General features: G+C 71.2%; 15 protein-coding genes. 10 read left to right on the top strand and 5 right to left on the bottom strand.

Translation table 11 applies throughout. The features are described 5' to 3' along the window. Positions 1–11: 11 nt before the first annotated feature. Positions 12–1,808: a sensor domain-containing diguanylate cyclase gene (locus Acy02nite_RS32365; RefSeq protein WP_203749017.1), complete on the bottom strand. Its 1,797-nt coding sequence runs from the start codon at positions 1,806–1,808 to the stop codon at positions 12–14. A gap of 156 nt (positions 1,809–1,964) precedes the next feature. Here Acy02nite_RS32365 and Acy02nite_RS32360 point away from each other — a divergent pair, with 156 nt between their 5' ends. Next, on the top strand, positions 1,965–3,659 hold the full coding sequence (locus Acy02nite_RS32360; RefSeq protein WP_203749014.1) for an alpha/beta hydrolase: 1,695 nt from the start codon (positions 1,965–1,967) through the stop codon (positions 3,657–3,659). Between the two features lie 42 nt (positions 3,660–3,701). Here Acy02nite_RS32360 and Acy02nite_RS32355 read toward each other — a convergent pair whose 3' ends face one another. Further along, positions 3,702–4,265 (bottom strand): antibiotic biosynthesis monooxygenase, encoded by a 564-nt coding sequence (locus Acy02nite_RS32355; protein WP_203749011.1) that lies wholly within the window; start codon positions 4,263–4,265, stop codon positions 3,702–3,704. A gap of 94 nt (positions 4,266–4,359) precedes the next feature. Between Acy02nite_RS32355 and Acy02nite_RS32350 the strand changes: the two genes are divergently transcribed. Continuing rightward, complete coding sequence (locus Acy02nite_RS32350) at positions 4,360–5,547, top strand: beta propeller repeat protein (RefSeq protein ID WP_239175414.1); 1,188 nt, start codon at positions 4,360–4,362, stop codon at positions 5,545–5,547. Between the two features lie 761 nt (positions 5,548–6,308). On the opposite strand, the gene Acy02nite_RS32345 is transcribed toward Acy02nite_RS32350, so the two are convergent. Together Acy02nite_RS32345 and Acy02nite_RS32340 are read right to left on the bottom strand one after the other, a co-directional pair. Then, positions 6,309–6,947: a response regulator transcription factor gene (locus Acy02nite_RS32345; RefSeq protein ID WP_203749009.1), complete on the bottom strand. Its 639-nt coding sequence runs from the start codon at positions 6,945–6,947 to the stop codon at positions 6,309–6,311. Next, the gene (locus Acy02nite_RS32340) at positions 6,899–8,185 is read right to left on the bottom strand and encodes a sensor histidine kinase (protein WP_203749007.1); all 1,287 of its coding nucleotides are present in this window, start codon (positions 8,183–8,185) and stop codon (positions 6,899–6,901) included. The genes Acy02nite_RS32345 and Acy02nite_RS32340 overlap by 49 nt, the downstream gene beginning before the upstream one ends. Before the next feature lie 132 nt (positions 8,186–8,317). On the opposite strand from Acy02nite_RS32340, the gene Acy02nite_RS32335 reads away from it, so the two are divergent. After that, the gene (locus tag Acy02nite_RS32335) at positions 8,318–9,334 is read left to right on the top strand and encodes a fatty acid desaturase family protein (RefSeq protein ID WP_203749005.1); all 1,017 of its coding nucleotides are present in this window, start codon (positions 8,318–8,320) and stop codon (positions 9,332–9,334) included. Positions 9,335–9,415: 81 nt separating this feature from the next. Here the strand turns inward: Acy02nite_RS32335 and Acy02nite_RS32330 are convergent, their stop codons facing one another. Further along, complete coding sequence (locus Acy02nite_RS32330) at positions 9,416–9,835, bottom strand: hypothetical protein (protein ID WP_203749003.1); 420 nt, start codon at positions 9,833–9,835, stop codon at positions 9,416–9,418. Positions 9,836–10,198: 363 nt separating this feature from the next. On the opposite strand from Acy02nite_RS32330, the gene Acy02nite_RS32325 reads away from it, so the two are divergent. The 7 genes from Acy02nite_RS32325 (at position 10,199) to Acy02nite_RS32295 (ending at position 23,596) form a co-directional block, all read left to right on the top strand. Further along, the gene (locus tag Acy02nite_RS32325; RefSeq protein ID WP_264653414.1) at positions 10,199–14,848 is read left to right on the top strand and encodes a type I polyketide synthase; all 4,650 of its coding nucleotides are present in this window, start codon (positions 10,199–10,201) and stop codon (positions 14,846–14,848) included. A gap of 15 nt (positions 14,849–14,863) precedes the next feature. Further along, positions 14,864–17,086: an MMPL family transporter gene (locus Acy02nite_RS32320; RefSeq protein ID WP_203749001.1), complete on the top strand. Its 2,223-nt coding sequence runs from the start codon at positions 14,864–14,866 to the stop codon at positions 17,084–17,086. After that, on the top strand, positions 17,083–17,844 hold the full coding sequence (locus Acy02nite_RS32315; protein ID WP_203748999.1) for a CDP-alcohol phosphatidyltransferase family protein: 762 nt from the start codon (positions 17,083–17,085) through the stop codon (positions 17,842–17,844). Before Acy02nite_RS32320 ends, Acy02nite_RS32315 begins: the two co-directional genes overlap by 4 nt. Continuing rightward, positions 17,837–19,501, top strand: coding sequence for an AMP-binding protein (locus Acy02nite_RS32310; protein ID WP_275407304.1), 1,665 nt, complete (start codon positions 17,837–17,839; stop codon positions 19,499–19,501). Before Acy02nite_RS32315 ends, Acy02nite_RS32310 begins: the two co-directional genes overlap by 8 nt. Positions 19,502–19,522: 21 nt before the next feature. Beyond that, positions 19,523–21,118 carry a phospholipid carrier-dependent glycosyltransferase gene (locus tag Acy02nite_RS32305; RefSeq protein ID WP_203748997.1) on the top strand — a complete coding sequence of 532 codons (1,596 nt, stop codon included), beginning with the start codon at positions 19,523–19,525 and terminating at the stop codon, positions 21,116–21,118. 45 nt (positions 21,119–21,163) lie between these two features. Next, positions 21,164–22,798 carry an FAD-dependent oxidoreductase gene (locus Acy02nite_RS32300; protein WP_203748985.1) on the top strand — a complete coding sequence of 545 codons (1,635 nt, stop codon included), beginning with the start codon at positions 21,164–21,166 and terminating at the stop codon, positions 22,796–22,798. Between the two features lie 75 nt (positions 22,799–22,873). Beyond that, positions 22,874–23,596: an SDR family oxidoreductase gene (locus tag Acy02nite_RS32295; RefSeq protein ID WP_203748982.1), complete on the top strand. Its 723-nt coding sequence runs from the start codon at positions 22,874–22,876 to the stop codon at positions 23,594–23,596. Positions 23,597–23,671 lie beyond the last annotated feature (75 nt).

Below are 23,671 nucleotides of genomic sequence, written 5' to 3'. Positions count from 1 at the left end.
GTGCACTATTCTCAGGCCTCCGCGCGGTGCCTGCCGATCCGGTCCAGCACGCGGCTCCTGCTACGGCTGCCGCCGGCGCGCTTGATCTCGTACATCGCGTGGTCCGCGGCCCGCAGGGCGGAGTCCGGGTCCTCGGCGGGGCCGGCCAGGTGCACGCCGACACTCGCCCCGATGGTGACGTGCTGACCGGCGATCCGGAACGGCATCTCCACCACCATCCGTACCCGGTTGGCCATCGCCTCGACGTCGCCCGGCCCGAGCACGCCCGGCATCAGCACCACGAACTCGTCGCCGCCGACCCGGGACAGCACGTCGCCGGCCCGGATACAGCCGCTGAGCCGCTCGGCCACCTGACGCAGCAACTCGTCGCCGGCCTCGTGCCCGAACTGGTCGTTGACCGGCTTGAACCCGTCCAGGTCGACGAAGAGCACCGCCACCGGGTCACGGCGCAACGACGAGCCGAGCGCGTCCTGCATCCGGCGCCGGTTCGGCAGGCCGGTCAGCGGGTCGTGCTGGGCCTCGTGCGCCAGCCGCTCCTGGAACGCCCGGTTCTCCGAGACGTCCCGGGCGTTGATCACCACGCCGTTCAGGGCCGGGTTGGCCATCTGGTTGGAGGCGGTGAAGTCGAACCAGCGGTAGTGACCGGTCGCCGCCCGCACCCGGCACTGCAGGCGCAGCACCCCGGCCGGGTCGGTGAGGATCGACTGCAGCCGCTCCCGCATCGACGCCTGGTCGTCCGGATGCACCAGCTCGAAGACGCTCTGCCCGACCAGCATGCCCGGCTCGAACCCGAGGATCGCCGCTGAACTGGGGCTCGTGAAGATCATCCGGCCGTCGGTGTCGATCACCGTCACGATGTCCGGGGCGTGCTGGAACAGCGCCTGGAACCGCTCGTCGGCGCGGCGCCGCTGGACCTGGCTGCGGTAACCGAGCACCGAGATCGCGACCACGCCGATCAGCAGCATGGCGAGCAGCGTGATGTTCACCGTCTGGCTGCGGCGGTGCACCGCCCCGTCGAAGGTCGATTTGGTCTGGGTCCGGATGTACGAGTAACCGCTGGGCAGGCCGCCGACCACGATCGCGATCATGTCGGTGCTGCCGGATCTGTACTCCACGAACCGGGTGCCGGTGGCGCCGAGCTGTGCCACGATCGGCGCTTCCGTCCGGCCGCCGATCAGGTCCGGCACGCTGCTCGCGGCCACCGTCCCGGAACTGTCCACCACGTCGGTGCGGTGACTGCCGGTGGCGAGCTGCGCGGTGTACTTCTGCAGCGACGTGATCGCCACCTGGTTGAGCCCGATCAGGAAACCGACCGGCACGCCGGCGACCATGACCGGCACCGCCACCGCGGCCAGCGGGATGTTGTCCACCGTCATCACCGACGAGAAGCCGACCTTGGCGCCCCCGGCGAACTGCTTGCGCATCGGCGCCCAGCCGGCGTCGTCACCCGTGGGCAGGCCGGTCGCACGGCTCGCGTTGAGGACCTTGCCGGCGGAGTCGGTCAGCATCATGCCGTACTGGAAGGTGGCGCTCTTCGAAGCGGCCAGCACCAGCAGCGCGTGATCCGACGCGTCACCCTCGGCCAGGGACAGCGAGTGTTCCGCGAGCACCTGGGCCAGCTCCTGCGCGGAGAGCAGTTGCAGCTGACCGGTCAGGGTCGCGTTGTTGGTGCCCAGTTCGGTGCTGTCGGCGCGGTGAACCGTGTCCGCCGCACTCAGCGCCGAGCGGTTCACCATGATGGCGACCCCGCCGGCGGCTGCCAGCAGCAACAGGCTGACCAGCACCGCGATCCAGTTCCGTACCCGCATCGCGTCCCTCCTCCCTGCTGGTAATCGGCAGCGAATCGCCCCGCTGAACGAACCCGGAGCACAAAACCACCCGGAAACGGGGACGCGCACCGACGCATCGACCCGCGATGATGGAGCGGTACCGACCCGACGCCCCCGTCGCTGATCGGAGCTTGCATGCGCAACGAAGTGGCCGCTCCCCCCGCGCAGAGTCCCGGCACCCGGATCCCACGGCCACGACGCTCCCCGGAGAACCTGCAACCGAGGATCATGCGGGCCCCGCTCAGCCTCACCGGCGCCGGGCTGGCCGCCGTCTTCTTCAGCCTCGCGTTCACGCCGTCGCTGCTCCCGCGCACCGGCATCCTGCAGGGCGTGGTCGCCGGGATCACCGCCGCCATGGGGTACGCGCTGGGCACCGCGATCGGGGCGCTGATCAGGCTGCGATTCCGGTTCTCGCCCCGGACGGTACGGATCTGGTGGCGGGTGCTGGCCGTGCTGCTGCTCCCGATGATCGCCACCTGCCTCGTGCTCGGCGTCCGCTGGCAGCGGGAGCTGCGCGTGCGGCTGGGGATGGCACCGGCCCAGGAGTACGACATCGTCCGTACCGTCGGGGCGAGCCTGCTCACCGTCGGCCTGCTGCTGCTGATCGCGCGCGCCCTGCGACTGGCCACGCACGGCTGCGCCCTGGTCTTCCGGCTGATCGTGCCGGACCGGGCGGCCTACTGCGCCGGCACCGTGGTCGTGGCCGTGCTGAGCTACAGCGCGTTCGACGGGCTGCTGGTCGCGCACCTGTTCGCGGTCGCCGACCGGTCCGCCGCGGTGATCAACAACGGGACCGGGAACGGCGTGCACCAGCCCGCCTCGGCGCTGCGCTCCGGCGGCCCCGGATCGCTGGTGCCCTGGGACACCCTCGGCCGGCAGGGTCGCAACTTCGTCGCCAGCTCACCCAGCCAGGAGGAGTTGACCGCGTTCGCCGGGCGGCCCGCGGCCGAGCCGATCCGCCTCTACGCCGGGCTGGCCTCCGCGGACACCCTGCAGGCACGGGCCGGCCTGGTGGTCCGCGAGATGGACCGGACCGGCGCGTTCGGGCGCGACGTGGTGGCGCTGTTCCTGCCGACCGGCACCGGCTGGGTGGACAACCGGGTCACCCAGTCGCTGGAGTACATGTATGCCGGGGACACCGCCCTCGTCTCCGTGCAGTACTCGTACCTGCCGAGCTGGATCTCGTTCATCGGGGACCGGTCGGAGGTGGTCGACGCAGCGTCCGCCCTGATCACGGCGGTGCGGGAGCGCTGGGCCGCGCTGCCCGTGGACCACCGGCCCAAGCTGCTGCTCTTCGGGGAGAGCCTCGGCACGTACGGCATCGAAGCGACCTTCGGCAGCGCCGCCGCCCTGGTCTCGAGCGCGGACGGGGCGCTGATGGAGGGCCCCACCTTCGCCAACCCGGTCCACCAGCAGCTCACGCGCGACCGGGCGGCCGGGTCACCGGTGTGGGACCCGGTCTACACCGGCCTGCCGGTGGACTTCGCCGACGACGCGACCGAGCTGCGTGATCGGCCCGGGCCGCGGCCCAAGGTCGTCTACCTGCAGAACTCGTCCGACCCGATCGTCTGGTGGAACTGGAGCCTGCTGTGGCAACGACCGGCCTGGCTGCGCGGGGAACGCGGGCCGGACGTGATGCCGTCGATGCACTGGTTCCCGTGGGTGACGTTCTGGCAGACCACGTGTGACCTGGCCTTCGCCAACCAGCCACCGACCGGGCACGGGCACGTCTACAAGTCGACGACCGTGGACGGGTGGGCGACCGTCGCGCCGCCTCAGGGCTGGACCGTCGGCGACACGGTCCGCCTGCGGGAGCGACTCGGGGGCTGAACTGCCTCGCCGGCTCCCAGTTCGGCCGGCTGTGTCGCCGGGTCAGCTCTTCCGCTTGCGGGAGCCCGTCAGCCAGGGCTGCAGGACCTGGGTCACCCGCGGCAGCACCAGGTAGGTCATGATCGGCGTCAGCACCAACGTGGTGATCATCGTGCGCAGGATCAGGTGCAGGCCGGTCAGGTGCGGAGCGAGCAGCCAGCCGGCCAGCAGGCTCACCGGGAAGAAGCCCAGCCAGATGGTGACCGCCTGCTTCCAGCGCGGCGGGGCCTTCTCGTTCTGCTTGACGTGCAGCTCGCGAGGCGGATCGAACCAGCCCTCGATGCCGGTGCGCCGCTCCACCCGGGTGTGCTCGACGAAACCCTCGGCGGAGGTCAGCCACCACCGCCGCTGCGACGACTCCTCCCACGCCCGCAACGCCTCCGCGTCGGCGAAACGGTAGAGCATGTGCCACTCCGGCGAACCCGGCGCGGGCTGAACCCAGCCGGTGCCGAGGAACCCCGGGAAGTCCTCGGCGAGCGATGCGCCGGCCCGCACCCAGGCAGCCATCTCCGCTGCTCGGGACGGGTCGGCCCGGCGGGTGATGGCGACGGTGACAGCGGATTCCATGTCCCACATTCTGATACCGCACTGTTTCGGCCCGATGGCGGATCGCAGATCAGTGCCGTGCCACACACCCGCCGAAGCGGTATGTTCACCGACCATGACGATCAAACGAAGGTTGTCGATAGGACTGCTCGCGTTCGCGACGGCCGCCGCCACGAACGGCTTCGCCGGCGCTCCGGCGGCGGCCTCTCCCGGCGCCCCGCAGGGCACGGCCACCCGCACCAGCAACTCTCCGGGCGCGGCTGCCGCCCGTACCTTCCCTGGCGCGGCTGCCGCCCGCACCTTCCCGGGCGCGGCTGCCGCCCGCGCCGGCACCTCCGCGGGGGTGACAGCGCTCACATGGCGGCTCAGCACGACCGGGTCCACCGCCCAGTTCCGTGGGCTGGCCGCGGTCAGCGACTCGGTCGCCTGGGTCGCTGGCAGCGCGGGCACGATCCTGCGCACCGTCGACGGCGGCCGCAACTGGTCCTCGGTCGGCCCGGCGGACGCCGCCACGCTCGAGTTCCGTGACATCGAGGCGTTCGACGCCCGGCACGCGGTCGCCCTGACCATCGGTTCCGGCACCGACTCCCGGATCTACACGACCGCGGACGCCGGCCGCACCTGGACCCGGACGTTCCAGAACGAGGACGCCGCCGCCTTCTACGACTGCATGACGTTCCTCGACCGGCGGCACGGCCTGGCCCTCTCCGACCCGGTCGGCGGGAAGTTCCGCATCCTCGCCACCCGCGACGGCGGCCGCTCCTGGTCCGTCCTCCCCGACGGCGGCATGCCCGCGGCCCTGGACGGCGAGTTCGCGTTCGCGGCCAGCGGAACCTGCCTCGTCTCCACCCACGGACAGGCGTTCTTCGCGACCGGCGGTGGCGCGGCCGCCCGGGTGTTCAGCTCCCGCGACTTCGGACACAGCTGGCGGGTCACCTCGACACCGATCCCGAGCGGGCCGACCGCCGGCATCTACGGCCTCGCGTTCCGTGACCCCGGCCACGGCCTGGCGGTGGGCGGGGACTACACCACTCCCGCGTCCGCGCCGGCCGGCTCCGCCGTCACCCGCGACGGCCGCACCTGGACGGTGTCCAGGGTCGTCCCGGGCGAATACCGCTCCGGCGTCGCCTGGTCCGGCCGTACCGCCGTCACCGTCGGCCCGACCGGCAGCGACGTCTCTTCCGACGGCGGCCGCACGTGGCGGCGTTTCGACACCGGCAGCTTCGACGCCGTGGCCTGCGCGTCCCACACGTGCTGGGCCTCCGGCGTGAACGGCCGCGTGGCCCGCCTGTCACACCACTGAGCAGTCCCCCACCGGGCTGGTGCTCACGGTCGTCATTCGTCCCTCACAACAACCGTGAGCACCAGCCGACCAGCCGCACCGCCCGACCACGGCGTCCCGTCACGCCCGCCACTACATCCCGGCCGGCGCGGACAAGCGGACACGAGCACGCGGACGCACGGGCGCGCCACAGGCACGGACGTGCGGGCACGAGCGCGGGCACGCGGGCGCGGGCACGTGGGCGCGGGCACGTGGCCACGGGCGCTGGCACGCCGGTGTGGGCACGCGACCACAGGCGTTGGCACGCCGACGCGGACGTGTGGGCGCGGGCACGGACGCGCGAGCACGGGCTCACGGACACACGCGGCGCGGGGTTGGCGTTGCTTCCGCGTCTGCCGCGAGCCGGCGTTGCGGGCTGGTTCTCATGGGCGTTATGAGGAACGAATAACGCCCATGAGAACCAGCCCGCAACCGTGAGTCGCTCGGCCACCGGGAGCAGGCCGCGAGATCGCGGGCGTTCACGGGCGGGCTCGAGCCTGGAGAAGGACGGCGCCGCCCCGATCAGGCGTGGACGATGCCACTGCCCGACCACAGCGCCGCCCCCGATCAGGCGTGGACGACGGCACTGCCCGGCCACGGCGGCGCCCCCGATCAGGCGTGGAGGACGGCAGTGCACGCCGGTCAGGCGTGGAGGACGGCAGTGCACGCCGGTCAGGCGTGGACAACGGCACTGCCCAACCACGGCGCACCCCGATCAGGCGTGGAGGACGGAACTGCGCGGGTCAGGCGTGGAGGTAGGTGAGGACGGCCAGGACCCGGCGGTTGTCGTCGTCGGAGACGGGCAGGTCGAGCTTGGTGAAGATGTTGTTGATGTGTTTGCTCACCGCCTTATCCCCGATGAACAGTTTCGCGGCGATCGCGCCGTTGGAGCGGCCCTCGGCCATCTGGGACAGGACTTCCCGCTCGCGGACGGTGAGGGCGGAGAGCGGGGACTGGCGGCGGGCCAGGAGCTGGTAGACGACCTCGGGGTCCATCGCCGTGCCGCCGGAGGCGACGCGCCGGACGGCGTCGATGAACTGGGCGACGTGGGAGACCCGGTCCTTCAGCAGGTAGCCGACGCCGCCGTTGCGGTCGGAGAGTAGCTCGCGAGCGTACAGCGGCTCGACGTGCTGGCTGAGGACGAGGACCGGCATGCCGGGGATCTTCTCCCGGGCCGCGATCGAGGCCTGCAGACCCTCGTCGGTGAACGTCGGTGGCAGGCGCACGTCCACGACCGCCACGTCGGGGCGATGCTCGATCAGGGCCGGGAGCAGCGCCGGCCCGCTGTCGACAGCGGAAACCACCTCGCAGCCGTGTGCGGTCAGCAGGCGGGTCAGGCCGTCCCGGAGGAGGGCGTGGTCTTCGGCGAGAACGACGCGCAAGGCAGCTCCATGGTCACGACGGTCGGTCCGCCCGGTGGGCTGGACAGGCTCATCGTGCCATCGAACGCGGCAAGACGACGCTCGATGCCTCGCAGGCCGGTGCCGCCGGTCGGGTCGGCCCCGCCCAGACCGTCGTCGCTGACCTGCATGATCAGCAGCGACCCGGTGTGCCGGACCTGGACCTTCGCCGTGTGGGCGTAACTGTGCCGGATCGTGTTGGCCAGGGCCTCGGCGATCGCGAAGTAGGCGGCGGACTCGACCGGCGTGTCGAGCCGGCCCGGCAGCGCCGCCTCCACGGTGATCGGCATCGGCAACGCCATGGCCAGCGCGCGGACCGCCCCGTCGAGCCCGCGCTCGGCGAGCACCGGCGGGTGGATGCCGCGGACCAGGTGGCGCAGGTCGGCCAGCGCGGCGCTGCTGGTCTCCCGCGCCTCGGCGAGCAGTTTGCGGGCACCGGCCGGGTCGGTCTCGACCATCTCCTCGGCGAGGCCGATCGTCATGCCCAGCGACACGAGCCGCACCTGGGCGCCGTCGTGCAGGTCACGCTCGATCCGCCGGAGCTCGGCGGCCTGCGCGTCGACCGCGTCGGCCCGGGTGACGGTGAGCTGGCTGACCCGCAGGCGCAGCTCGGCGTTACGGGTCGGGGCGAGCAGCTGCCGGGCGAAGAGGGCGTCGAACCGGCGCAGGTAGGGGGCGACGGCCAGCCCGATCGCCAGGATCAGCGCACCCTGCGGCAGGGAGAGGAACGCGTCGCCGACCGTGTCGAACGGCCAGATCGCGCCATATCCATACCACCCCGTGCCGAGCCAGATCCACAGTGGGATGAGCAGGACACCCTCGAGGCCGTAGATCGGGACGGCCAGGGAAAGGGCGCCGAGCGCGAAGCCGATCACGGCGCCCGGCACCAGCCACGCGAAGTCGCGCCAGGTGGCCGGGTCGGTCAGGATCCACCGGTAGTAACGCCACGGGCCGAGCCGTTTGCCGTCGGGCAGCGGTCGATAGGGCCGGGCGATCGGGACGCCGACACCCCCGGCGAGCCGCCGGGCCAGGTTGGCCCGGGCTCGCACGAGCATCGTGACCAGCGGGAACAGCACCATCCCGAGGAACGGCACCACCCCCAGGATCAGGGTGGCCACCGAGAGCACGAACAGCGGCAGGTTCAGCACCGCGAGCGGGATGGCGAGCAGCCCGCCGGCCACGGAGCGGAGCCCGTCGCGAATCCAGTCACGCGAGTCCATGTCCCCATCCTGCCGACCGCCCGCACGCTTGTCGGTAGTGCCAGCACTACCCCCGCACCGGGGGCCTGCCTGGTGCCGATCGGGGGGTCTGCGCTCCTGTGCGCGAGCACCTGATCCGGTTGGCTGAGAGGCATGACGACCATGACGGAGCGGCCGCGCGCGGCCGGAAGTGATTTCGCCGAGCTGAACCGACGGATCAACGCGGCCGGCCTGCTGCGCCGCCGCCCCGGCTACTACGCCGTCCGCCTGAGCCTGGTGTCGCTCGCCCTGATCGGCGGCTGGGCGGCGTTCTTCCTGGTCGGCGCCTCCTGGTGGACGCTGGCCGTGGCGGTCTTCCTGGCCGTGGTGTTCGCGCAGACCGCGCTCGTCGCGCACGATCTCGCGCACCGGCAGGTCTTCCGCACCAACCGGCCGAGCTCGCGGGCCGGGCTGATCGCCGGCAACCTGGCGATCGGCATGTCCTACGGCTACTGGATGGACAAGCACACCAAGCACCACGCGAATCCGAATCACGACGACCTGGATCCGGATGTCGGGCCGGGCGTGCTGGTCTGGTCCCGGGAGCAGGCCCGGGGCAAGGGCTTCCTGACGAAGCACCAGGCCTGGTTCTTCTTCCCGCTGCTCACCCTGCTCGGGATCTCGCTGAAGAAGGACAGCGTCCGCGCGCTGCTGAACGGGACGGTCAAACGTCCCCGGGCGGAGTGGCTGCTGCTCGGCGCGCACGTCGTGTTCTACGTGGCGGCGCTGCTGCTGGTGCTGAGCCCGCTGCAGGCGCTGGCGTTCCTCGTCGTGCACCAGGCGCTTTTCGGGGTTTACCTCGGAATGACGTTCGCGCCCAACCACAAGGGGATGCCGCACCCTGACGGAACCGAGGATTTCTTCCGTAAGCAGGTGCTGACCTCACGCAATGTTCGCGGCGGATGGCTGACCGACGCGGCGCTCGGCGGTTTGAACTATCAGATCGAACATCACCTTTTCCCGGCGATGCCGACCCCCAATCTGCGCAAGGCGCAGCCGATCGTGCGGGATTACTGCGCGGAGATCGGCGTGCCCTATGAGATGACCGGCCTGATCGATTCCTACCGGCAGGCGCTGAGCCATCTGCACGAGGTCGGGACGGATCTGCGATCCGGAAATGCGAAAGCCTGAGACAACGGCCGCCCGGGGGCGCGCGGTGAGCGCGCCCCACGGCCGCGTGCAAAAACCAAAACATTTCTCCGGTACGGAGGGTCAGCCGATCCCGATGTTGTTGTGCGCGCTCACCGGAGCGAACCGCCGGTTGCCCAGCCAGACCGCGTCGTAGCCGTTGACGAGCAGGTTCGCCAGCGAGACGGGCGGCGGGACAGGCCCGTTCTTGCATTCCGCCCAGCCGCCGAAGTCGGTGGTCGCCTCGCACAGCGGGAAGCGCTCACCGGTGGTGGTGAACTGGATCGGCAGGCCGGCCACGGGGTGGCCGTCCCAGGTGGTGAAGTGCGCCTTCAGCCCGAGCGTCTCGCGGGCGATGACGTCGAGCGTGCCGTAGTAGGCGGTCGCGTTCATGCGAACGGGGCCGGATCGGTGTGTCTCGGGGGCCGCCTGAGCGGGGCTGGAGGCGGCAAGGCCGGCCAGAACCGCGGCCGCAGCAAGCCACCGCATGGTCGTGTGCTTCATGACGCACAAAACTAGGCGAAGGGGGCGAAATTCCCAAATCGGAACACTTACGGGTGACGGAAATCCTCCCTGACCTGCATGGAGTAACAACGCACGAGCCGCCGAAGCCGCGACACGGCCGTCATGCGAAAGCATGACCCCGAGTCAGAGGTCATACGGCTCGGCACCACGCTGTTCTAGGTTTCGAGAAGAATCCGCGACCGGTCTCTTAAAACGCCGGACCGGTTGTCCATAATCCTTTCGGCTTCTCGTGCGTTAGCCTCTGCGGACGAGCGCATCTGCCGACGACATCCATCGGCATGTCCCGCGCTTTCCTGGCCGCCCTCCGGCGGACATTCAGGCTCGCAAGCATGGGGAAGTTTCTTGGACATTGCCATCGTCGGCCTATCCTGCCGTTTTCCGGGGGCGCGCGACGTGGTCGAGTTCTGGGCGAACTCACTGGCCGCCGCTCATCAATTCCGGCCCGTACCGTCGGTTCGCTGGAATCACGAGACGTTCTACTCGACGAACTTCCGTGACACCCATGCCACGTACACCGACCGGGTGGCCTTTCTTGACGAGGTCGAGAAGTTCGCCGCCCTGCACCACCGCATCCCACCGCGGCGTGCCAAAGCCATGGACCCGCAGCACCGCCTGCTCGTCGATCTGGCCCGCGAGGCGGTCCAGGACGCGGGCTGGGAGCGGCGTCCCTTCGATCGCTCGACCACCGGCGTCTTCGTCGGGTTGAGCACCGCCGACTACAAGGACATGACGGGAGCCAGGCTCACCGCGAGCCTGCTCGCGGACGGCTCGTTGTCGCCGAACGCCAACGACCCCGAGCTGCTGAAGGCCATCGCCGAGGCGGCGAAGGCGGCGATCGACCCGCCGCAGTCGTTCTCGATGGCCGGCTCGCTGCTGAACATGGCCCCGGCCACGGTGAGCGAGCTGCTCGACCTGGGCGGGCCGTCGTTCGCCGTGGACGCGGCCTGCTCGTCGGCCCTGGTGGCGATGCACGAGGCGGTCAACCATCTGCGGACCGGCTCGTGCAGCGCGGCCCTGGTCGGCGGGGTGTTCCTCAACCTCACGCCGAACGCGCTGGTCGGTTTCTCCCGGGTGGGCGCGCTGTCGCCGGCCGGGGTGTGCCGGCCGTTCGACACCCGCGCCGACGGCTTCGTGCTGGGTGAGGGTGGTTCGCTCGCGGTGCTGCGGCCGCTGGACGACGCGCTGGAGGCGGGCGACCGCATCTACGCGGTGATCAACGGCATCGGCACCGCGAACGACGGCAAGGGCGCCGGCCCGATGACCCCGAAGGCCGAGGGTCAGGAGGCGGCGATGCGCGCCGCCTACCGGGACGCGCGGGTGGAGCCGGGCGCCATCGACTTCCTCGAGGCGCACGGCACCGGCACCACTGTCGGCGACCGGGTGGAGATGGAGGCGATCCGCCGGCTGCGCGTGAAGTCCGCGGACCGCACCTGTTACCTGTCGTCGGGCAAGGCGACCATCGGGCACACCCTGCCGGCGGCCGGCGCGGCCGGGGTCCTGCGGACCGCGCTCGCCCTGCACCACCGGACCGTCCCGCCGCAGCCGGCGACCATCGACCCGCACGCCGAGCTGCCGCTCGCCGAGGCGGGCCTGGCGATCGCCACCGAGCCGACGGCCTGGGAGCACCCGGCCGACGACCGGCGGCGGGCCGGGGTCAGCTCGTTCGGGTTCGGCGGCACGAACGTGCACGCGGTGCTCAGCGAGGCGCCCGAGCCGGAGGAGGACGGCGACGACGGGGAGCGCCCGTGGGTGGTGCTGATCTCCGCCGACAACGGGGAGCTGCTGACCTCGTACGCGCAGAGGTTGTCGGGTCTGATCGCCACGAACGCGGCGCTGACGCCGGCGGCGGTGTCCCGGACGATGGCCAGCCGGGTCCTGCTCGACGCGCGTCTCGCGGTGATGTGCCGGACCCGTGCGGAGCTGGCCGGTCGTCTCGCCGTGGCGGCTCGTGAGCTGGCGGCCGGCGCGACCGGGCGCCTGGCCGCGGGGCTGTACGCGAGTGTCACGCCGCTCGCCCCGGAGCAGCGCTCGCTGGCCTTCCTCTATCCCGGTCAGGGCTCGCTGCGTCCCGGCGTGCTGCGGGACCTGGTCGCCCGTTTCCCGGCGCTGGCCGAGCACGTGCGCCCGCTGGCCGACCGGGTCGACGAGCGCACCGGCGCACCGGTCACCGACCTGCTCTGCGACACGCCCGGCCCGGGCGACGACGAGCTGGTCAGCGCGACCCGGATCTGTCAGCCGGGTCTCGGCGTGGCGGGGATCGGGATGACCCAGTTGCTCGCCGATCTGGGCGTGACCCCGCAGGTCACGCTCGGGCACAGCGTCGGCGAGCTGGCGGCGGCGGTCGCGGCCGGGGCGCTGACCCCGGACGACGGCATCGAGTTCCTGATCGAGCGGGGCGCGGCGGTGACCTCGGGTGCGGAGCCGGCCCCGGGCACGATGGCCGCGGTCCGGATCGACGCGGCCGGGTTCGATCAGCTGCGCACCGGCATCCCCGGGGTCTGGGCCGGTTGTTACAACCACCCGGCCCAGATCGTGGCGAGCGGTCACCTGGACGCGGTGGGCAAGCTGGTCGAGCGTTGCCGCGACCGGGACGTGCCGGTGGTGCCGCTGCGGGTCTCGCACGCCTTCCACTCGCCGCTGATGTCCGAGGTCGACACGCGGGTCGCCACCTACCTGGAGCGGCTGCCGGTCCGCAAGCCGATCCGCACGCTGGTCTCCAGCGTGGACCCGGCCGCGCCGGCCGACCCGGAGACGCTGCGCGCGTTGTGGGGCCGGCAGGGCTCGGCACCGGTGCTGTTCCGCGACGCGGTGGACCGGGTGGTCGAGGCCGGGGCGAAGATCCTGGTCCAGGTCTCGGCCGGGGATTCGCTGCTCGGGATGGCCGCGCAGACCCCGTCGGCGCGCGGGCTCGACGCGATCGCGCTGATGCCGGCTGAGCCGGACGAGGGTTACGCGCTGCTGGAAGGCCTCGGGCGGCTCGCCGTGGCGGGCGCCCCGGTGGATCTCACGCCGCTCTTCGAGGGGCTGGGCGTGCCGCTGGTCACACTGCCGCCGTCACCTCTGGCCACTCAGCACTACTCGATCAGGCGCACCGCTCCGGGGGCCACACCGGCCCGATTTGTCCGTACAAGTGACACTCATCACGTCCGTACCCCCGAAACCCCGGCGCGCGAAGCGCTGCCGGCAGCACCCAGGAACGGAGAGCCGATTCCGGTGAACGACGTCATCTCTCTGATGCGCGAGCAGTTGGCGGTCCTCCGCGACATCGGAGGCGACCCGGCCGCCCTGCCGGACGCCCCGGTGAGCCCGGCCGTTCCGGCCCGCCCGCCGGTCGCCGCGGTGGAGCCGCCCGCCCCCGCCGCCAAGCCGGAGATCGCGGCGGCCCCCGCGGCCCGCGTCACCGTCCCGGCGCAGAAGCCGGCCCCGGCCAAGGTGGAGGACCGGCAGATCTTCGCCGAGGTCGCCGCGATGGTGGGCAAGATCAGCGCCTACCCGGCCGACATGGTCCGGCCGGAACAGACGTTCGCGACCGACCTCGGCTTCGACTCGATCATGACGGCCGAGCTGATCGCCGCGGCCAAACGCCGCTGGCCCGACCTGGAGCTCGCGCCCGAGCAGGTCTTCGGCATCGCCACGGTCGGCGAGCTGACCCAGCTGCTGGCACAGGCGCTCGGCGGCGGCGCGCCGGCCCAGGCGGTCACCCCGGCTCCGGCCCCGGTGGCGGCGCCCGAGCCCGAGCAGTCGCTCGTGCACCGGGCGGACACCCGCCGGCCCGAGGTCGCCGACGTGACCAAGCTGCCCGAGGTGGTCCAGTTCGAGGCGCGCGGCAACATCCTGGAGCGGGTCGGCGTGGCCAACCCGTACTACATCGTGCACGACAGCGTGATCAACGCCCGGACCTCGGTGCACGGCCGCCAGCTGATCTCCTTCTCCAGCTACAACTACCTGGGCCTGTCCGGGCACCCGATGGTCAACTACGCGGTGAAGGAGGCGGTCGAGCGCTACGGCTCCTCGGTCTCCGCGGCCCGCATCCTCTCCGGCAACCGGGCGCTGCACGACGAGCTGGACCGCGGACTGGCCGCCCTGGTCGGTGCCGAGGACGCGATCTCGCTGCTCGGCGGGCACTCGACGAACGTCGGGATCATCGGGCACATGGTCGGCCCGGAGGACCTGATCGTGCATGACGCGCTCGCGCACGACAGCATCCTGCAGGGCTGCCGCCTCTCCGGGGCGAACCGCCAGCCGTTCCCGCACCAGGACCTGAACGCCCTGGACGCGCTGCTGACCCGGATCCGCGACCGGTACCGCCGGGTGCTGGTCATCGTCGAGGGCGTCTACAGCATGGACGGCGACATCTGTGACCTGCCGGCCCTGATCGCGCTGAAGAAGAAGCACGGCGCGCTGCTGATGGTCGACGAGGCACACAGCATCGGCGTGCTCGGCGCCCGCGGCGGCGGCGTCGGCGAGCACTTCGGGGTGGACCGCCGGGACGTCGACATCTGGATGGGCACCCTGTCCAAGTCCCTCGCGAGCTGCGGCGGCTACATCGCGGGCCGGCACGAGCTGATCGAGTACCTGCGGTACACCCTGCCGGGCTTCATCTTCAGCGCCGGCATGAGCCCGGCGAACGCGGCCGCCGCGCTCGCCGCCCTGCACATCCTGCGCGAGGAGCCGCAGCGGCTGAAGGTGCTGCACGACCGGGCCGCGACGTTCCTGCGGCTGGCCAAGCAGGCCGGGCTGGACACCGGGCCGAGCTCCGGCACCCCGGTCGTCCCGTGCATCACCGGCGACTCGGTGAAGGCGCTGAAGCTGGCCGACATGCTGCTCAAGAACGGGGTCAGCGCGAACCCGATCATGTACCCGGCGGTCAAGGAGAAGCTGGCCCGCCTGCGGTTCTTCGTCACGGCCGAGCACAGCAACGAGGACATCGAGACGACCGTGGACCTGTGCGCCCGGTTCCTCGACCCGGCCCGCGTGCCGCAGCCCGCCTGAAAGCAGCCCTGAAACATGACCTCTCTCTCGACCCGTCCCCGGTCCGGGATCGACGACCCCGTCGTCGTTCCCGGGCCGGTGGTCCGGCTCACCGCCCGTCACCCCAAGCTCGTCCTGCTCGTCGCGCTGCTGCTGGCCGGTCTGGCCGTGGCGTTCAGCGGCGATGTGGTGAGCGCCCTCAAGACCGGCGGTTTCGACGATCCGGACTCCGATTCGGTACGCGGCCGGCAAGTGCTCGCCGAGCATTTCCGCGCCGCCGACCCGAACCTGGTGGTGCTGATCGCCAAGCCCGGCGGCAGCGTCGACGACCCGGACACCCGGGCCGCGGCGCAACGGGTCACCCAGCGTCTCGTCACCGATCCCGCCGTGACCGTGGCCGGCTCCTACTGGGCCGGCCGGCTGCCGCAACTCGCCAGCCGGGCCCACGACAAGGGCATGATCCTGGTGCACGTGGACGGCGACGACGACACCAGCGCCGAGCGGGCCGCGGTGCTGCACGACGACCTCGCCGTCCAGGACGGGCCGATCCGGGTCGAGTTCGGTGGCTTCACCCAGATCAACAACGACATCAACGACCAGGTCACCAAGGATCTGGCGACCGCCGAGACGATCGCCGTCCCGATCACGCTGGTGCTGTTGCTGCTGGTGTTTGGGACGGTCGGGGCGGCCGGGGCGCCGTTGCTGATCGGCATCTTCTCGATCGTCTCCACGCTCGGCACGCTGCGGCTGCTGGCGGCGCTCACCGACGTCTCGGTCTTCTCGGTCAACATGGCCACGGCGCTGGGGCTGGGCCTGGCCGTCGACTACAGCCTGCTGTTCGTCTCGCGCTACCGCGAGGAGCGGCTACGAACGCCGGACCTGACCACCGCGATCGGCGCCACCATGCGGACGGCGGGGCGGACCATCCTGTTCAGCGCCGCGACGGTGGCCGTGGCGCTGTGCAGTCTGCTGGTCTTCCCGCAGTACTTCCTGCGCTCGTTCGCCTTCGCCGGCATCGCCGTGGTGGTCACCACCGTGGGCGCCGCGATGCTGGTGCTGCCCGCGCTGCTGGCCCTGCTCGGGCACCGGATCGACAAGTGGTCGCTGTGGAAGGTGCGCTCCGAGTCGACGTTCTGGGCGCGACTGGCCGACTTCGTGTTGCGCCGGCCCGTCCGTACGGCCGCGCCGGTGATCCTGGTCCTGGTTCTTCTCGCCCTGCCCTTCGCCCACGTGCGCTTCGGGGTGGCGGACGACCGTGTGCTGCCGCACGAGGCGGAGAGCCGGGTGGTCGCCGACACGCTGCGCACCGAGTTCGCGGACACCGGCAGCGGCGCGACAGTGGTGGTCGCCGAGCACTGGGGCAGCGGGACGGAGGCGCGGATCCGGGTGGCCGACTACGCCGCGCGGCTCTCCGAGGTGCCCGGCGTCACCCGGGTGGACAGCATGGTCGGCAGCTACCAGCACGGCGTGATCGTGGTCGCGCCCGGACGCGCCGATCCACGCTTCACCGGTGCGGACACCACCTGGTTCTCGGTGGTCAGCGACGTGGAGCCCTACTCGGACGCGGGCGCCGTCCTGGCCCGGGCGATCCGTGCCGTGCCGGTGCCGGCCGAGGTCCCGGTCCTGGTCACCGGACCGGCGGCGCAGCTGGTGGACATCACCGGCTCGATCGCCCGCCGGCTGCCGATCGCCGCGGTCCTGATCGCGGTCAGCACGTTCGTGCTGCTCTTCCTGCTCACCGGCAGCGTGCTGCTGCCGATCAAGGCGCTGCTGCTGAACACGCTCACGATGAGCGCGGTCTTCGGCGTGGCGGTCTGGATCTTCCAGGACGGCCATCTCTCCTCGGTGCTCGGGCAGACCGGGGCGCCGCTCGCGGTGGCCATCCCGGTGCTGCTGTTCTGCGTGGCGTTCGGCCTGTCGATGGACTACGAGGTGTTCGTGCTGTCCCGGGTGATCGAGCGGCACGAGCAGGGCGCCGACCTGCACACCGCGGTGGTCGAGGGGATGAGCAAGAGCGTCCGGGTGATCAGCGCGGCGGCCGGCATCCTGTCGGTCTCGTTCCTGGCGATGCTGTCGTCGGGGGTGTCGCTGATCCAGTTCTTCGGTCTCTGCGCGAGCCTGGCGATCATCCTGGACGCGCTGCTGGTCCGGCCGATCCTGGTGCCGGCGTTCATGCGGGCGGCCGGGCGGTGGAACTGGTGGGCGCCACGGCCGCTGCGGGCGATCCACGCGCGTCTGGGGCTGAAGGAACACGCGTGAGGGTCTCGCTGGCGGAGATCCGGGAGCGCACCTACAAGCCGGTCGACGCCTGGTGGACGGTCCTGCTGGTCGATCCGCTGGCGTCCCGGCTGGTGTGGCTCGTCGCGCCGGTCCGATGGGTCACGCCCAACGTGCTGACCCTGGTCGCGACAGTGCTCGGCGCCGGCGCGGCGGCCGCCTTCGCCCGCGGGGACCGGTGGTCGCTGGTCGCCGGCGCGGTGCTGTTCCACCTGAGCTTCGTGGCCGACTGCATGGACGGCAAGGTCGCCCGCCTCAACGGGACCGGCACGATCTTCGGCCAGTGGCTGGACTTCGTTTTGGACCGGGTGCGCGTCTTCTTCTGCGCGCTCGCGCTCTTCGGCGGGCAGTACGCGCGGCAGCACGACGTGACGTACCTCTGGATGATGGCCGTCGCGATCTTCCTCGATCTGATCCGTTACGTGAACGGCGGTCAGGTCGCGAAGGTCCGCAGCGGGATGGCCGCCGAGCTCGGCACGCCGGCCGGGCCCCGGGCCGGGACGGCGGCCCGGCTGCGGCGGCACCGGATCCGGACCCACCTGTTCAGCGGCATCGAGTTCGAGATGTTCGTCTACATCATCGGGCCGCTGACCGGTCTGATCCTGCCGGTCACGGCGCTCGCGGGAGCGGCGATGCTGTTCTTCGAGCTGATCGTGATCATGCGACTGTTCCAGGCGGCGAGACTGGCGGACTCACTGGCGGCCCCCGTTCCGGCGGAGCAGACTGACGGGCATGGCTGACGAGTTCCGGCAGGCACGAGACTTCCTGCTCGCTCATCGCGCGGACTACCTTTTCGCGTACGAGCATTTCGCCTGGCCCGAGCTGGACGAGTTCAACTGGGCCCTCGACTGGTTCGACGTGATCGCCGCGGGCAACGACGCTCCCGCGCTCTGGATCGTCGAGGAGGACGGCAGCGAGCAGCGCCTCTCCTTCGCCGAGATGTCCCAGCGCTCCAACCGGGTGGCGAACTGGCTGCGCAAGCAGGGCGTCCGGCGCGGCGACCGGATCGTGGTGATGCTCGGCAACCAGGTGGAGCTCTGGGAGACCGTGCTCGCCGGGATCAAGCTGGGCGCGGTCCTGATCCCGGCGACCCCGCTGCTCGGCCCGGCGGACGCGGCCGCCCGGGTGGCCCGTGGCGGGGCGGGACACGTGATCGCGATGGGCTCGGCGACCGGCAAGTTCGACCAGGTCGAGGAGTCGGTGACCCGGATCGCGGTGGGCGCCGCCGAGGGCTGGAAGGACTTCCGCTCGGCGTACGAGGAGAGCGACTCCTTCACCCCGGACGGCGTGACCAAGGCCGGCGACACGCTGCTGCTCTACTTCACCTCGGGCACCACGGCACAGCCCAAGCTCGTGGAGCACACCCACGTGTCGTACCCGGTCGGGCACCTCTCGACGATGTACTGGATCGGCCTGCAACCCGGTGACGTGCACCTGAACATCTCGTCGCCCGGCTGGGCCAAGCACGCCTGGAGCAACGTCTTCGCCCCGTGGAACGCGCAGGCCTGCGTGTTCATCTACAACTACACCCGGTTCGACGCGGGCCGGCTGATGGGCGAGATGCAGCGCTGCGGCGTGACCAGTTTCTGCGCGCCGCCGACCGTGTGGCGGATGCTGATCCAGGCCGACCTGACCGAGCTGAAGACGCCGCCACGGATCGCGGTCGGGGCCGGCGAGCCGCTCAACCCCGAGGTGATCGACCAGGTCGCGGCGAAGTGGGGCGTGACGATCCGGGATGGGTTCGGGCAGACCGAGACGTCGGTGCAGATCGCCAACTCGCCCGGGCAGCCGGTCAAGTCGGGGTCGATGGGCCGGCCCGTGCCCGGGTTCCGGATCGAGCTGCTCGACCCGGTCACCGGGCGGCCGGCGCAGGAGGGCGAGATCTGCGTGGCGATGGAGCCGCGGCCGGTCGGGCTGATGACCGGCTACCACGGCGACCCGGAGCTGACCGCCGAGCGGATGACCGGCGGGTTCTACCACACCGGGGACGTGGCCTTCCGCGACGAGGAGGGCTACATCACGTACGTGGGCCGGACCGACGACGTGTTCAAGGCCTCCGACTACCGGATCTCGCCGTTCGAGCTGGAGAGCGTGCTGATCGAGCACGAGGCCGTGGTGGAGGCCGCCGTCGTGCCGTCGCCGGATCCGGTGCGGCTGGCGGTGCCGAAGGCGTACGTGCTGCTCGCGGAGGGCTGGGCGGCCGACGGGACGACAGCGGCGGCGATCTTCGAGCACGCGCGGGAGCACATGCCGCCGTACGCGCGGATCCGGCGCCTGGAATTCGCCGACCTGCCCAAGACGATCTCCGGCAAGATCCGGCGGGTCGAGCTGCGGGCCGCCGAGGCGGAGAAACACGCCGACCCGGCCGCCACTCCTCCGGGCGAGTTCACCGGCTGATCTTCCGGTTATCTTTGCCCGATGCCCCGACGACGTCTCCTCTATCTTCTTGCTGTCGTGGCGATGCTGGGGCAGATGGCGTTCGCCATGGTGACCACGGCGATGCAGCAGACGCCGACCATCGACGAGCCGGTCTACATCGCCACCGCCGAGGTCTACGCCCAGCAGCACAGCCTGCGCTACAACCCGGAGCATCCACCGCTCGGCAAGCTGATCATGGCGACCGGGCTAACGTTCGGGGGCGCGCACGAGCTGGACCCGGCGTACACCGGGAGCCAGACGGCGCTCGGGCGGACCCTGCTCTACGAGAGCGGGAACAACCCGTTCCGGCTGCTGATGGCCGCGCGATTGCCGATCATCGTGCTGACGCTGCTGTTCGGGCTGGTCGTGCTCTTCTTCGCGCGGGACGTGGCCGGGCCGGTCGGGGGGCTGCTCGCGCTGGCGTTGTACGCCTTCTCGCCCGATGTGATCGCGCACGGGTCGCTGGCGACGCTGGACGTTCCCGCCGCCGGGTTCCTGCTCACCGCGTTCTGGCTGGCCTGGCGGGGACGGCACCGGCCCTATCTCTGTCTGCCGCTCGCCGGGGTGGCGCTCGGGGCGGCGCTGGCGACCCGGGCGAGCGCGCTCCCGGCCGTACCGCTGCTGGTGTTGCTGGCGGCCTGGTCCATGTGGCAGGCACGCCCCGGCGACCTCAAGAAGCGGCTGCTCAGCAGCGCGGGCGCTGCGCTCGGAACCGGGCTGATCGCGGTCGCCGTCGTCTGGATCGTCTATCTGATCGTGGACCCGCAGCTGCGCTGGACGACCCCGCCGAACCTGCCGACCGGCCTGAAAGCGCAGGTCGTCGACCTGCTGCCGTTCCCCCAGGCCTACCGCGACGGCATGCTGATGCAATTCAAGCTGGAGCTGAAGACCTACAACGGCTTCCTGTTCGGCCACGCCTACAAGGGGAACCTCTGGTTCTACCTGCCGGCCGCGATGCTGATCAAGACGCCGCTGGGGATGCTGGTGCTCTGGGCGGCCGGCGCGCTCACCATGATCTTCGTTCCGCGGTTGCGGGCCGCCGCGCTCTACCTGCTCCCGGTCTCGGCGGTGCTGCTGGCGGCCGCGATGACCGGCTCGCGCGACTACGGCAGCCGTTACGCGATCTTCCTGCCGATGTTCCTGGCCGTCGGGGCCGGGACGGTGGCGCTGATCCGCGTCCGCTGGGTGCGGGTCACGACGGCGTTGCTGGTCCTGTTCGTCGCGGTCAGCTCGCTGCTGACGTTCCCCTACTACCTGCCCTACTCGAACGAGGCGTTCGGCGGGACCGCGAACACGCACCGCAACCTGCACGACTCCAACGTCGACTGGGGGCAGGACCTGGCCCGGCTGAGTCAGAAGCTGAAGACGGACTATCCGGGCGAGAAGATCTGGCTGATCTACAAGGGCAGCGGCGTGCCGGCCTACTACGGCATCACGGCGAGCGATCCCTTCAGCGTCCCGCCCGACCAGGTCCGCGGAATCCTGGTCATCTCCGACTCGCGGGTCGCGCTCTCGACCTTCCGGCTGCGGGCATTGCTCGCGGAAAGCACCGAGATCGACCAAGTCGGATATTCGATGACGATCTACCGGCGCTGATTTCCACCCCTGGACGTTACTGGCGAGTAATGCTTAGGTGAAGCGATGACGGATTACGACATCGTGATCGTGGGCAGCGGCTTCGGCGGCAGCGTCAGCGCACTGCGGCTGGCGGAGAAGGGTTACCGGGTCGGCGTGCTCGAGGCCGGCCGCCGATTCACCCCCGAGACGCTGCCGAAGACGTCATGGGATCTGAAGAACTTCCTCTGGGCGCCGAAGCTCGGCATGCGCGGCATTCAGCGGATCACGCTGCTGAAGGACATCATGGTGCTGTCCGCGGCGGGCGTCGGCGGGGGCTCGCTCGTCTACGCCAACACGCTCTACCGGCCACCGGCGCCGTTCTTCCAGGACCCGCACTGGGCCGGGATCACCGACTGGGAGCGGGAGCTCGCGCCGCACTACGACCAGGCGTCCCGGATGCTCGGCGTGACCGAGCAACCCACGATGACGCCGTCCGACGTGGTCATCAAGCAGGTCGCCGAGGACATGGGGGCGGGGCACACGTTCCGCCGCACACCGGTCGGGGTCTTCTTCGGAGAGCCGGGGAAGACCGTGCCCGACCCCTACTTCGGCGGCGCCGGCCCGGACCGCACCGGCTGCGTCGAGTGCGGCAACTGCATGATCGGCTGCAAGATCGGCGCGAAGAACCGGCTCGACGTGAACTACCTCTACCTGGCCGAACGCAAGGGCGCCACGGTCCACCCGGACACCGAGGTCACCGCGATCCGCCCGGACGGCGACGGCTGGCGGGTCGAGACGCGCACCGGCACGCTCACGGCCGGCCAGGTGATCCTCTCGGCCGGCGCGCTCGGCACCCAGCGGCTGCTGCACGGCATGCGCGACACCGGCGTACTCCCCCGGATCTCCGCCCGCCTCGGCTCGCTGACCAGGACGAACTCGGAGGCGCTGCTCGGTGCGGAAACCAAGCGGGTGCCGGCCGAGCCGTTCAGCAAGGGCGTCGCGATCACCTCGTCGTTCCACCCGGACGCGACCACCCACATCGAACCGGTCCGGTACGGCCCCGGCAGCAACGCGATGGGCCTGCTCTCCACGCTGCTGGTGGACGGCGGCGGCCGGCTCCCGCGGCCGCTCAAGTTCCTGCTCAACTGCGTGCGGCACCCGATGGTCCTGGCGCATTCGATCTCGGTGCGGCGGTGGAGCGAGCGGACGATCATCGCGCTCGTCATGCAGACCCTGGACAACTCCCTGACGGTACGGCGGACCAGGCGCGGCCGGCTGACCACGAGCCCCGGGCACGGCGACCCGAACCCGACGTGGATCCCGGTCGGTCACGAGGCGGTGCGGAGGATCGCGGACCGCATCGACGGCTTCCCCGGCGGGACGGTCGGTGACGTCTTCAACATCCCGATGACCGCGCACATCCTCGGCGGGGCCACGATCGGCGAGACGGCGGAGACCGGGGTGGTGGACGCGTACCACCGGGTCTTCGGCTGTCCCGGGCTGCACGTCGTGGACGGCTCCGCGGTGCCGGCGAACCTCGGGGTGAACCCGTCGCTGACGATCACGGCGATGGCGGAGCGGGCCATGTCGTTCTGGCCGAACAAGGGCGACGACGACGCGCGGCCGGCCCTCGGCTCCCCCTATCAGCAGGTGAAAGCGGTCGCCCCGAACTCCCCAGCGGTCCCGTCCCACGCTCCGGCGGCCCTGCGGCCACGCTGAGGATCAAGACCCTTCCCGCGTACGGCGGACAGGCACATCCATCCACGATCATCGACCTCGGTGTTAGCGTCGGGCATGACGCTCACGGGGAAGACGGCACTGGTGACCGGAGGATCGCGGGGAATCGGGCGGGCGATCGTGCGACGGCTCGCCGCGGACGGGGCCCGGGTGGTGTTCACCTACCACTCCCGGGAACAGGAGGCGGACGCCCTGGTCGCCGAGCTCGGCGGGGACACCCTCGCGGTGCGGGGCGACCAGGCCGACCCGGCGACCCTGCCGGCGATCTTCGAGCCGGTCCGGGACGGGCTGGACATCCTGGTCAACAACGCGGGGATCGCCGACCGGACACCGATCAGCGAGGTGACCGCGGAACACTTCGACCGGGTGCTGACGATCAACACGAAGTTCCCGCTGCTCGCCATCCGGGCTGCCGTGCCCCTGATGCGCGACGGCGGCCGGATCGTCAACCTGTCCACACTGAACACCGTGGTGGCCGGGCCCGGCATGGTGCTCTACTGTGCCAGCAAGGCAGCGCTGGAACAGGTCACGGCAGTGGCGTCGAAGGAGCTCGGTCCGCGCGGGATCACCGTCAACACGGTCTCGCCCGGCGCCACCGACACCGACATGCTGCGCGGGGCGAACTCGGACGAGGGGATCGCGGGGACGGTGGCCCTGACCGCGCTGGGCCGTCTCGGTCAGCCGGCGGACGTGGCGGCGGTGGTGGCGTTCCTGGCCGGCCCGGACTCCGCCTGGGTCACGGGCCAGAACATCCGCGCCACCGGCGGCCTGCTCCTCTGACCGGCCAGCTGGACATGCGGGGTGTGACCGCGCCCGGAAGCACCCCTGAGGGCCAGCTGCAAGAAGTCGGCGGGG

Source organism: Actinoplanes cyaneus (assembly GCF_016862095.1).
GTDB lineage: Bacteria > Actinomycetota > Actinomycetes > Mycobacteriales > Micromonosporaceae > Actinoplanes > Actinoplanes cyaneus.
This window is presented reverse-complemented; position numbering and strand designations above follow the sequence as displayed.